The following is a 12,429-nucleotide window of genomic DNA, read 5'->3' as shown; positions in this document are numbered from 1 at the left end:
TCAAGTCAATATGCAAGGGACAGAAAGCGAGGAATATACATGGACAAGATCAAGCTTCCGTTCGAATTACATTCGGAATACAGTCCGGCCGGCGACCAGCCGGAGGCGATCCGCCAACTCATCGAAGGTGTCAATCGTGGCGACCGTTACCAGACGTTGCTCGGTGCGACCGGTACCGGGAAGACGTTCACCGTGTCGAACGTCATCCAGGAAGTGAAGAAGCCGACTCTCGTCTTAGCCCACAACAAGACGCTCGCCGGCCAGCTCTATTCCGAGTTCAAAGAATTTTTCCCGAACAACGCCGTCGAATATTTCGTCAGCTACTATGACTACTATCAACCGGAGGCGTACGTGCCGTCGACCGACACGTTCATCGAGAAAGACGCCTCGATCAACGACGAGATTGATAAGCTCCGCCACTCGGCGACGTCTTCCTTGTTCGAGCGGGATGACGTCATCATCGTCGCATCCGTATCGTGTATATACGGTCTCGGTAACCCGGAAGAATACAACAGTCTCGTCTTGAGTCTCCGCGTCGGCAAAGAGATGGGGCGCGACCAGATGCTCCGCAAACTGATCGACATCCAATATGAACGGAACGACATCGATTTCCAGCGCGGGCGCTTCCGTGTCCGCGGCGACGTCGTCGAAATCTTCCCGGCGTCACGCGACGAGCAGTGCTTGCGCGTCGAATTCTTCGGTGACGAGATCGACCGCATCCGCGAGATGAACCCGCTCACCGGCGAGATCATCGCCGACCGTGAACACGTCTCGATTTTCCCGGCATCCCACTTCGTCACCCGCGACGAGAAGCTGCAAAAGGCAATCATCAACATCGAGGCCGAGCTCGAGCAACAGCTCGAGAAGTTCCGCGAAGAAGGCAAACTGCTCGAAGCGCAACGTCTCGAGCAGCGGACGAACTACGACCTCGAGATGATGCGCGAGATGGGCTACTGTTCAGGCATCGAGAACTACTCGCGTCATTTGAACTTGACGGAAGAAGGAGCGACGCCGTACACGCTCATCGACTACTTCCCGAAAGACTTCTTGCTCATCGCCGACGAGTCACACGTGACATTGCCGCAAGTCCGCGGGATGTTCAACGGCGACCAGGCGCGCAAACAAATGCTCGTCGACCACGGTTTCCGTCTACCATCGGCCAAGGACAACCGTCCACTCAAGTTCGAGGAGTTCGAGAAGAAGTTGAATCAGGCGATCTTCATCTCGGCGACACCGGGCCCGTACGAGCTCGAGCATACACCAAACATGATCGAGCAGATCATCCGGCCGACGGGTCTACTCGACCCGACGATCGAGATCCACCCGATCAAAGGACAGATCGACTACTTGATGGACCAGATCCGCGACCGCATCAAACAGGACGAACGCGTCCTCGTGACGACGCTCACGAAGAAGATGGCCGAAGACTTGTCGGACTATCTCCGTGAAGCGGGCATCAAGGTCAACTATATGCACTCCGAGATCAAGACGCTCGAACGGATCGAGATCATCCGTGACCTGCGACTCGGTAAATACGACGTCCTCGTCGGGATCAACTTGCTGCGAGAAGGTCTCGATATCCCGGAAGTGAGTCTCGTCACGATCCTCGACGCCGACAAGGAAGGGTTCCTTCGTTCTGACCGGTCACTCATCCAGACGATCGGGCGGGCGGCCCGTAACTCGAACGGCCACGTCATCCTGTTCGCGGACAAGATGACCGATTCGATGACGCGGGCGATCGGGGAGACCGACCGCCGTCGGACGATCCAACAAGAATACAATGAAGAGCACGGCGTCACGCCGCAGACGATCCGCAAAGAAGTGCGCGGCGTCATCCGCGCGACCGTCGCTGCCGAAGAAGAAGTGCTCGAGTCGCTCAGCTCGATGAATCAAGACGAGCGCGAGGCGGCGATCGGCAAACTAGAAGAAGAAATGAAACAAGCGGCCCGCGATCTTCAGTTCGAGCGGGCGGCCGAATTGCGTGACTTAATCTTGGAGTTGAAGGTAGGGAATTAAATGGCTGAAAAGAAAAATGCGATCGTCATCAAAGGGGCGCGCGTCAACAACTTGAAAAACATTGATATCGATATCCCCCGTGACCAGCTCGTCGTCTTGACGGGTCTGTCGGGATCAGGGAAGTCATCGCTCGCATTCGATACGATCTACGCCGAAGGGCAGCGCCGTTACGTCGAGAGCCTGTCGGCATACGCCCGTCAGTTCCTCGGACAGATGGACAAGCCGGACGTCGATACGATCGAAGGGTTGAGCCCGGCCATCTCGATCGACCAGAAGACGACGAGCCGTAACCCGCGCTCGACCGTCGGGACGGTGACGGAGATCTATGACTACTTACGACTCTTGTTCGCCCGCATCGGGAAACCGGTCTGCCCACGCCACGGCATCGAGATCTCAAGCCAGACGATCTCGCAGATGGTCGACCAAGTGATGGAGCTCCCGGAGAAGACGCGCCTGCAAATCTTGGCGCCGATCGTGTCGGGACGGAAAGGCACGCACGTCAAAGTGTTCGACTCGCTCAAAAAAGAAGGGTTCGTCCGTGTCCGCGTCAACGGGGAGACGATCGAACTGACCGATGACATCGAGCTCGACAAGAACAAGAAACATTCGATCGAAGTCGTCGTCGACCGGCTCGTCGTCCGTGCTGACGTCGAAGGCCGCCTCGCCGATTCACTCGAGACGGCACTCCGCCTCGCGGACGGCCGCGCCATCATCGACAAGATGGACGGGACCGAGCTGTTGTTTAGCGAGCACCACGCCTGCCCGATCTGTGGCTTCTCGATCGGTGAGCTCGAGCCGCGCATGTTCTCGTTCAACTCACCGTTCGGGGCCTGCCCGACGTGTGACGGTCTCGGTACGAAACTCGACGTCGACCCGGAGCTCGTCATCCCAGACCCGTCGAAGACGCTGAAAGAAGGCGCGGTCGTCGCATGGCAGCCGACGAGCTCGCAATATTATCCGCAGCTGCTCGCCTCGATGTGTCAGCATTTCGACATCGACATGGACGTGCCGTTCGAACGGCTGTCAAAACGTGACCAAGACCTCGTCTTGCACGGGACGGAAGAAGAATCGTTCTTGTTCCGCTACGAGAACGATTTCGGCCAAGTCCGGACGAACACGATCTTTTTTGAAGGGGTGCTCCGCAACATCGAGCGTCGCTATAAAGAGACGACGTCGGATTACATCCGGGAACAGATGGAGACGTATATGGCGACGCACGCCTGCCCGACGTGTAACGGCTATCGGTTGAAAGAAGAGACGCTCGCCGTCAAGATCACCGACCGCCACATCGGGGAAGTGACGACACTCTCGGTCGAGCATGCGCTCGCCTTGTTCGAGTCGCTCATGGACGAACTGAGCGAAAAAGATATCGCCATCGCCCGGCTCATCTTGCAAGAGATCAGAGAACGGCTCAGCTTCCTGAACAACGTCGGTCTCGACTACTTGACGTTGTCGCGGGCGGCCGGGACGTTATCAGGCGGGGAAGCGCAGCGGATCCGTCTAGCCACGCAGATCGGGTCGCGGCTGACCGGCGTCTTGTACGTCTTGGACGAGCCGTCGATCGGGTTGCACCAGCGTGACAACGACCGCTTGATCGCGACGCTCAAACAGATGCGCGACATCGGCAATACGCTCATCGTCGTCGAGCATGACGAGGACACGATGATGGCGGCCGACTACTTGATCGACATCGGACCGGGCGCCGGAGAGCACGGCGGAGAAGTCATCGCCGCCGGCACACCGAAGCAGATTATGAAGAACCGAAAGTCGCTCACCGGTCAATACTTGTCCGGGAAACGGTTCATCCCGCTGCCGGCCGAGCGCAAAGTGCCGGACGAGCGTTTCATCAGGATCGTCAAAGCAGCAGAGAACAACTTGAAAGAGGTCGACGTATCGATCCCGCTCGGTATGTTCATCGCCGTCACCGGTGTCTCCGGCTCCGGGAAGTCGACGCTCATCAACGAGATCCTGTACAAGTCGCTCGCGCACCATATTAACCGCGCCAAAGCGAAGCCAGGGAAGCATAAGACGATCGAAGGGCTTGACCAGATCGATAAAGTCATCGACATCGACCAGTCGCCGATCGGACGGACGCCGCGGTCGAACCCGGCGACGTATACGGGTGTGTTCGATGACATCCGTGACGTGTTCGCGTCGACGAACGAGGCGAAGATGCGCGGTTACAAGAAAGGCCGCTTCAGTTTCAACGTCAAAGGCGGACGCTGTGAGGCGTGCCGCGGGGACGGGATCATCAAGATCGAAATGCACTTCCTTCCAGACGTTTATGTCCCGTGTGAGATCTGTCACGGCAAACGCTACAACCGGGAGACGCTCGAAGTGAAGTATAAAGGGAAGACGATCGCCGACGTGCTCGACATGACGATCGAGGAAGGACTCGACTTCTTTGACAAGATTCCGAAAATCAAGCGGAAGATCCAGACGATTTCTGACGTCGGCCTCGGCTACATGAAGCTCGGACAACCGGCGACCGAACTGTCGGGCGGGGAAGCGCAACGCGTCAAGCTCGCGTCTGAGCTGCACAAACGTTCGACCGGCAAGACGATCTACATCTTGGACGAGCCGACGACCGGTCTTCACGTCGACGATATCGCCCGGTTGTTAATCGTATTGCAGCGCCTCGTCGAGAACGGGGACACGGTGCTCGTCATCGAGCATAACTTAGACGTCATCAAATCGGCCGACTACTTGATCGACCTCGGACCGGAAGGCGGGGACGGCGGCGGCGCGATCGTCGCGACCGGGACGCCGGAAGAAGTCGCCGAAGTCACGGCGTCGTACACCGGAAAGTATTTGAAACCGGTGCTCGAACGCGATGCGGCCCGGGCCAAACCGAAAGCAGGAAAAAAGAAATAAGTATAGAAATGTTTAGAAACGGGAACATGATTGACGTGTAACCAAATCGAAGGGGGAAACGAACGTGAAACAAGAAATGCGTGAACTGATTCTCCAGCAAGTGAAAGATGGCAAACTGACGATTGAGGAAGGGATGACCCAACTCGAACGGCTCGAGAAGTTGGAGCCGGAGCGTATGCAAGCGCTTGAAGAGCATCAAGAGACGGAGAAGGTCGATGCCTACTCGGTCGAATCGCTCACGACGAAACTGACGTCAGCGGTCGATGGACTCGTGACGAAGCTTCGCGACAGCGACTTCTCGTTCAGCTCGAACTTCGGGCCGGAAGTGACGTACTCGAAATCGTTCCCGTTCACCGGGAAAGATATCTTGCTCGACTTGTTCAACGCCTCGGCGACGATCGTCTCGTCGGACAACGATGAGTGTGAACTGATCGTCACCGGTCGTCCGCTCCGTCAGCAAGACGCGGACAAAGCGCTCGAACAGCTCCAGTCGGCCGTCAAACATTCGGTCATCGGCGACCGTCTCGTCATCTCACTTCGTGACAAGCTCGTCCGGGCCCACGTCGAACTGTACGTCCCGCATCATCATTTCGACCACTTGAACGTCCAAACGTTGAACGGTGAAGTCCGTGCCGACGGGATCGACGTCGAGAGCTTCCGCGTCCAGACGGCGAACGGCCGCGTCGTGCTTCACGAGGTGCACGCTTCAGAAATCCTCGTCAACACGGGCAACGGTACGGTCGAGGTCGAAGCGACCGAGTCTGAGCTCGTCCACGTCCGGACCGGTAACGGTTCTGTCATCGTGAACGGGAAGTATGACAAGGCCTCGCTCAAGACCGGGAACGGCAACATCCGCGCCGAACTCGCGACGGCGCGTCCGGCCAAGTTCGAACTCGCTTCGCTCGCCGGGAACATCCGACTCGTCTTGCCGCACGGCGTCGAAGTCGAAGGTGACCTCGAGACGAACTTCGGTGGTCTCCACTGTGACTTGGACGACCTCGAGATCGTCCGCGACCGTAAAGACGTCGCCCAGCGTCGTCTCGAGTTCTTATCAGGCCGTGGCCAGACGCCGCGCATCGAAGTCGAAGCCGGTACACGTACGGGTACGATCGACCTCGAGCACGGTTCACTCCATACGCCATCGACGTTCCTCGAAGAAGACAAGCACGAACCGACGGAACCGAATGATCCGGTCGACCCGGTCAACCCGGCCGACTTGAACAACCCGTTCCATCAGCAATGACGATCAACCCCGAAGGTGAGCGCCTTCGGGGTTCTTTTTGTACAGCGTGAATCATAATAAGCCCGAAGGCGATTGCCTCCGGGCTTTGTCACGTCATAAATTCATTTCGTTCTCGAACTGTTCCCATTCCATCATCGGGGCGTCATACAACGTGAACGAGCCGATGATAAAGAGGATAAACAGAATCGGTCCAGCGATGAGTAGGAAGATCCCGAGGTTCCGCATTTTTTTCGAGCGGTTCCAGTAGAAGATGATGGCGACGATCATCGAAAGTAACGAGCCAGACAAGAAGACACCGACGATGTTCAGGATGAACAACAAGAGCACCGTCTCGTTCTTCGTCGTCGCATATTCGCGCCACATGTCGATGAGCGACTTGATCAAATAGACGAGCGCCGCGATCCCGACGATGAAAATAAAGACGATGGCAATCCAAAAGAGTGCGTCCATTTTGTTTCACCTCCTTATAAACTTCTATACCCGTTCTACGCAATTGCCACAAATTAGTTTCATTCCTTTTGAATTGACAAGTTCTGCCTCACTTTTCATTAACGCTTCTGCTAAGGAGCTATGATACAATAATGAGCGTGAAAGGGGCAGATACTTATGCAAAATATCGTACGCACGGCTCAACTCGTTGAGCGCTTCAAGCTTCAAGTCATTTCCGGAGAAGAAGGGCTTCACCGTCCTGTCGCCACACCGGACCTCAGTCGACCAGGACTCGTCCTCGCCGGCTACTATACGCACTATGCGAAGAATCGTCTCCAAGTGCTCGGCAAGACGGAGCTCACGTTTTACGCGAGCCTGTCTGAAGAAAGCCGGCGCGAGCGTGCCAAAATTCTTTGCACGGAGTCGACACCAGGCATTCTCATCACGCGCGGATTCGACATCCCGGTCGAGATCGAGGAAGAGGCCGAGGCGGCAAACGTTCCGCTCATGCGCACGAACGCGGTGACGACGTCGATCGAGTCACAGATCACGAACTTCCTCGAGATGGAACTCGCACCGATGACGGCGATGCACGGCGTCCTCGTCGACATTTACGGTGTCGGCGTCCTCATCAAAGGACAGAGCGGCGTCGGTAAATCCGAGACCGCGCTCGAGCTCGTCAAGCGGGGCCACCGTCTCGTCGCCGACGACTCGGTCGAAATCCGGCAGACGGGCGACCAGTTGCTCGTCGGGTCGGCACCAAAACTGATCCGCCACTTGCTCGAGATTCGCGGGATCGGCATCATCGACGTGATGACGCTGTTCGGAGCGGGCGCCGTCCGTTCGCACAAAAAGATCAGCTTGATCATCAACCTCGAGAACTGGGACGCCGGCAAAGTGTATGACCGCGTCGGGCTCGACCATAACACGATGAAGATCATCGACAGTGAAGTGCCGCTCCTCACGATCCCGGTCCGTCCGGGACGTAACTTGGCCGTCATCGTCGAAGTCGCGGCGATGAACTATCGCCTGCAAAACATGGGCATCAACACGGCGGAAGAGTTCGCCGAACGACTCGCCAACGCGATCCACGATAACGAAGGGGACATGGAATGATGGTGGAGCCGACGTTTGACCGCGTAGCGTTCGAGATCGGGTCGCTCCCGATCTATTGGTACGGCATGATCATCGCCTTCGGAGCGATGCTCGGTCTCGTCCTCGCCTTGTTCGAGGCGAAGCGACTCAATTATGATTCGGAGCGGGTCGTCGACGTCATCATCTGGGCGATCCCGATCAGTATCGTCTTCGCCCGGATTTACTATGTCGTGTTCCAATGGGATTACTACAGCCAAAACCTCGGGCAGATCATCGATATCCGTCAAGGCGGGATCGCGATTCACGGGGCCATCTTCGGCGCCTTGCTCGTCGTCATCATCTACTCGATGCGTAAATCGATGTCGTTCTGGAAAGTGACCGACATCCTCGCGCCGTCGCTCTTGCTCGGTCAAGCGATCGGCCGGTGGGGCAACTTCATGAACCAAGAGGCGCACGGGTCTGAGACGACGAGCCGGTTTTTGAAAGAGACGTTGTTGTTACCGGACTGGATCGTCAACCAGATGTATATCGACGGGGCGTACTACTTGCCGACGTTCTTGTTCGAGAGCGTCTGGAACATCCTCGGCGTCATCTTGCTCGTCGTTTGGCGCATGGTCGGCAATCCGCCGCGCGGCTATATCTTCTTGTCGTACCTCGTCTGGTACTCGATCGGTCGCTTCTATATCGAGGGACTCCGTACGGACAGCCTCATGGCCGGTGATCTACGGACGGCACAGCTCGTCTCGATCGCGATGATCGTGTTCGGGATCGTGATGATGGTGTTGCGCCGGAAAGCGAAGCGGTACGATGACCCTTCTGAGAAAGGACTGTTTGATTGATGGATACGATTTTATTTGACTTAGATGGTACGTTGCTCGATACGAACCCGCTCATCCTTGCGAGTTTTCGGCATACGCTCGGGTATTACTTCCCGAACGAGACGTATCGGGACGAAGATATCTTCCCGTTCATCGGACCGACGCTCGAGAAGTCGTTCAAAGCGCTCAATGAACCGGAATGGAAAGAGATGCAGGCGTTCTATCGCAGCTTCAACATCGCCATGCACGACGCGCTCGTCGCCGAATATCCTGGCGTGATCGAAGGACTGCATCGTCTGCACGCCAAAGGCTATAAGATGGGCATCGTCACATCGAAAGGCCGGCCGGTCGTCGAACACGGACTTCGCTTGTTCAACATCGACCACTTGTTTGGCGTCGTCGTCACGGCTGACGACGTCGAAAACGAGAAACCGCACGCCGAGCCGGTCGAGCAGGCGCTGCGCGCGCTCGGTTCGACACCGGAGCGGGCCGTCATGGTCGGGGACAACGATACGGACATCTTCAGCGGCAAAAACGCCGGCACGAAGACGGTCGCCGTCGGTTGGGCCTTGAAGGGCCGGGCGTTCTTAGAGACGCTCGAGCCTGACGTCATCATCGAGTCGATGGAGCACTTCGAGACGTGGCTCGACGAGGTCACGGTCAATGCGTAAGACGGAACGGTATCATCTGGACGGGCCCAACCCGCTCTGGCAGATGTATCGGACGATCCGCTTCTTGCGCGTCTTCAAAAATACGACGGTCGTCCTCGTCGGGCGTTACTTCCCGTCCGTCAAGGCGAAGCGTTGGCTGTACCGGAACTTCCTCGGGATGAAGATCGGGGAGTATAGCGCCCTCGCCCTCATGGTGACGCCTGACGTCATGTTCCCGGAGCGGATCACGATCGGACGCAACACGGTCATCGGCTTCAACACGACGATCCTCTGTCACGAATACCTCGTCGACGAGTATCGGATCGGTGACGTTCGGATCGGTGACGACGTCTTGATCGGGGCGAACGTGACGATCTTGCCGGGCATCACGATCGGTGACAAGGCGGTCATCGGAGCCGGTGCCGTCGTGCATCGAGACGTCTTGCCTGGTGAACGCGTCGTCGGCGCTAAATTGCAAACCATCGACACGAAATAGACACAATTTAGTGCGAAATCATTTCAAGCTGTTCGATTGGTCTTCGTGTGAAAAATACTTGAGCGGTATCACTTTATTTGAAGGTGATGCCGTTTTTTTGTGTCGTGTCGCGAGGTGAGCCGTCATGTATATTTTTGTCGAAAAACAATTGTCAGACCTAGTAAAATATATTCATTATAGAAGGAATATAGTCCCGATTTTTTTAAACTTTTTCGGTTGCCCTCATGGATTGAGTGCGGTATTCTTAATCCTGCAACTAAAAAAAGATACTAGAGACGATGTGGAGGATTTAGAATATGGAAGCGAACTATGAAGCACTAATGACGCTACCCGAACCAGAATCTCCGCTTGCTGCGGAGCTCCACTACTATAGAGGTCGTCGAGCGTTACGAGAAGGTCGCCTAGATGAAGCGACTTTTTTCATGGCTGAAGCAACTGCTGCGGCAGCCCATCGCGTCGATTACCACAAACAGTACGCTGAACTGTTATTCGAAGTAGGGGAGGTCTACCACGCCAACGATGTGTGGAAACGGGTATTAGAACTCGACCAAACGGCGACAGAGGCACTTTATCACCTCGCGAGCAACTGCGCCTATATCTCACAGTACGAAGAAGCGGCCACGTATGCGAGCCGCTATCTTGAACAGGAAGCGCACGGTCGTTACGCGGAATCGGTCCAATCCCTTCTCGAACTGATCGAGCTTGAACAAGAGCTCGAGGACGAAGAAGAGGACGAGTTGATCACGTGGCACACCGAGGCGCAGCAACACATCGACAAAGGTCGGCTCTTCGCCGCCAAGTCGACGCTCGAGCGCTTGATCGATCAATATCCGACGTTTTGGCCGGCGTTCAACAATTTGGCCATCGTCCACTTTTACCTCGGCAACGACGAATCGGCGTTCGAGACGCTCGAGTACGTCCTCGACCAAAATCCGGGCAACTTGCATGCGATTTTGAACACGATTCTTCTATTACATGAGGCCGGACAGTCGGAAGCGGCGCTGCAACTGTCGGTCCCGCTCACACGCGTCCGTCCGATCCAATTTGAATTGCGCTACAAGCTCGCTACGACGCTAGCTCTCGTCGGCCAGTACGACCATGCCTACGAAGAACTGCGTCTATTGAAAGAACGCGGCTTCCGTGGCGACTCACTGTTCGGGCATTGGCTCAGCGTATCCGCCTACAAGACAGGACGTTCTGAAGAAGCGGCTACCTATTTGAACAGTGACGAGTTGAAACAGTTTGAAGAGAAAAATCCGTTCGACATCCGCGACAACCTCGAGTTCCGCTCGGCGCTCGTCCAAGGTCTGCGCCAAGAGGAAGACACGGCCCGCATCGAGATCATTCGGATTATCTCCAAGCTCGCCGATGACGAAGCGTTCGAGGCGCTCGCCTTGACGAACGGATTGACCGATAACGAGACGGTGATCTCGTTCGCCGAAAAGTGTCGCGCTGAAATTTGTGGTTCTCCGTTCACGGGCGACGCCCGGATCGAACGAGGATACGCCGCCCTCGTCCTCGCCGAAACGGAAGTGACGGAAGCAGAACAGATGAGCCTCGACGGCGATTTCTATGAGCGCTTCTCGCGACTGCTGCTAGCGGGAGAAACGTTCGAAGACGTCACGGCATCGGCCGCGGCGCTCGTCTGGATGTTTTACGCGAAACGCGAATCACTCCTGCTCGAGGAATGCGCCGATACGTTCGGCGTCTCGGTCGACACGCTCACCGGGACGATCCGGACGTTCAAGCGGACACTCGAGCAAGCATAAAGATAGACGATACCTCCCTAGGTTTCTTATACTGAAGTCAATCAATTTCATGCAGAGGTGGAATCACTATGACAGAAGAAAAAATCTATGACGTCATTATCATCGGGGCCGGCCCAGCCGGAATGACGGCGGCACTTTACGCGTCGCGTGCCAATTTGTCGACACTTATGATCGAACGAGGCATCCCAGGTGGGCAGATGGCGAACACGGAAGATATCGAAAACTATCCAGGTTACGACAGCATTCTCGGTCCTGACCTATCTCAAAAAATGTTTGACCACTCGAAAGCTTTCGGTGCGGAGTACGCGTATGGCGATGTTCAAAGCATCTCGGACGAAACCGAATATAAAGTCGTCCACGCCCATAACCGTGACTACAAGGCACGCGCCATCATCCTTGCTTCAGGGGCGCAGTATAAAAAAATCGGCGTACCGGGTGAAGAAGAGCTCGGCGGTCGCGGTGTATCCTACTGTGCAGTCTGTGACGGTGCGTTCTTCAAAGGGAAAAACTTGTTCGTCATCGGCGGCGGCGACTCTGCTGTCGAAGAAGGCGTGTTCTTGACGCGCTTCGCGGACAAAGTGACGATCGTCCACCGTCGCGATGAGCTACGGGCGCAGAAGATCCTGCAAAAACGTGCGTTCGACAACCCGAAAGTCGATTTCATCTGGAACCACACGTTGAAAGAGATCGTGGAAGCAGACGGGAAAGTCGGCGGGGCCCGTCTCGTCAGCACGATCGACGGCACGGAGTCGGAGCATGAGATCGATGGCGTGTTCATCTATATCGGGATGAACCCGATCACTGGATTCGTCAAAGACCTCGGCATCTTGAACGAGCAAGGCTATATCGTCACGAACGAAGCGATGGAGACGACGATCCCTGGGATCTTCGCCGCCGGAGACGTTCGCGACAAGACGCTCCGTCAAGTCGTCACAGCGACGAATGACGGGTCAATCGCCGCTCAAAACGCGCAACATTTCATCGAGGGTCTCCTCGAGAAATTACAAGAACAAAACGCGTGACCAAGGCAGAAGGGATT

At 56.1% G+C, this 12,429-nt stretch carries 10 protein-coding genes; 9 read left to right on the top strand and 1 reads right to left on the bottom strand.

What is annotated here, in order from left to right:
* Positions 1-39: 39 nt before the first annotated feature.
* From uvrB to EVJ20_RS06570, 3 genes are all read left to right on the top strand, one after another.
* Complete coding sequence (gene uvrB / locus EVJ20_RS06580) at positions 40-2,016, top strand: excinuclease ABC subunit UvrB (protein WP_442899271.1); 1,977 nt, start codon at positions 40-42, stop codon at positions 2,014-2,016.
* Positions 2,017-4,890: an excinuclease ABC subunit UvrA gene (uvrA, locus tag EVJ20_RS06575; protein ID WP_131507337.1), complete on the top strand. Its 2,874-nt coding sequence runs from the start codon at positions 2,017-2,019 to the stop codon at positions 4,888-4,890. It abuts the gene before it with no gap.
* A gap of 64 nt (positions 4,891-4,954) precedes the next feature.
* The gene (locus tag EVJ20_RS06570) at positions 4,955-6,133 is read left to right on the top strand and encodes a DUF4097 family beta strand repeat-containing protein (protein ID WP_131507336.1); all 1,179 of its coding nucleotides are present in this window, start codon (positions 4,955-4,957) and stop codon (positions 6,131-6,133) included.
* Between the two features lie 93 nt (positions 6,134-6,226).
* Here EVJ20_RS06570 and EVJ20_RS06565 read toward each other — a convergent pair whose 3' ends face one another.
* Positions 6,227-6,583 (bottom strand): hypothetical protein, encoded by a 357-nt coding sequence (locus EVJ20_RS06565; protein ID WP_070328686.1) that lies wholly within the window; start codon positions 6,581-6,583, stop codon positions 6,227-6,229.
* 156 nt (positions 6,584-6,739) lie between these two features.
* Between EVJ20_RS06565 and hprK the strand changes: the two genes are divergently transcribed.
* From hprK to trxB, 6 genes are all read left to right on the top strand, one after another.
* Complete coding sequence (gene hprK / locus EVJ20_RS06560) at positions 6,740-7,678, top strand: HPr(Ser) kinase/phosphatase (protein ID WP_131507335.1); 939 nt, start codon at positions 6,740-6,742, stop codon at positions 7,676-7,678.
* Positions 7,675-8,496 carry a prolipoprotein diacylglyceryl transferase gene (lgt, locus tag EVJ20_RS06555; RefSeq protein ID WP_070328688.1) on the top strand — a complete coding sequence of 274 codons (822 nt, stop codon included), beginning with the start codon at positions 7,675-7,677 and terminating at the stop codon, positions 8,494-8,496. The genes hprK and lgt overlap by 4 nt, the downstream gene beginning before the upstream one ends.
* On the top strand, positions 8,496-9,146 hold the full coding sequence (ppaX, locus tag EVJ20_RS06550) for a pyrophosphatase PpaX (RefSeq protein WP_131443172.1): 651 nt from the start codon (positions 8,496-8,498) through the stop codon (positions 9,144-9,146). Before lgt ends, ppaX begins: the two co-directional genes overlap by 1 nt.
* On the top strand, positions 9,139-9,621 hold the full coding sequence (locus EVJ20_RS06545) for an acyltransferase (RefSeq protein ID WP_131441393.1): 483 nt from the start codon (positions 9,139-9,141) through the stop codon (positions 9,619-9,621). Before ppaX ends, EVJ20_RS06545 begins: the two co-directional genes overlap by 8 nt.
* 296 nt (positions 9,622-9,917) lie before the next feature.
* Positions 9,918-11,390 carry a tetratricopeptide repeat protein gene (locus tag EVJ20_RS06540; protein WP_236636169.1) on the top strand — a complete coding sequence of 491 codons (1,473 nt, stop codon included), beginning with the start codon at positions 9,918-9,920 and terminating at the stop codon, positions 11,388-11,390.
* Positions 11,391-11,458: 68 nt separating this feature from the next.
* The gene (gene trxB / locus EVJ20_RS06535; protein WP_070328693.1) at positions 11,459-12,412 is read left to right on the top strand and encodes a thioredoxin-disulfide reductase; all 954 of its coding nucleotides are present in this window, start codon (positions 11,459-11,461) and stop codon (positions 12,410-12,412) included.
* The last annotated feature ends 17 nt before the right edge of the window (positions 12,413-12,429 follow it).

Source organism: Exiguobacterium sp. SH0S1 (genome assembly GCF_004337165.1).
GTDB classification, from domain to species: Bacteria; Bacillota; Bacilli; order Exiguobacteriales; family Exiguobacteriaceae; genus Exiguobacterium; species Exiguobacterium aurantiacum_A.
Note: the sequence above shows the minus strand (reverse complement) of the source record. Positions and strands in the feature narration are given on the sequence as shown.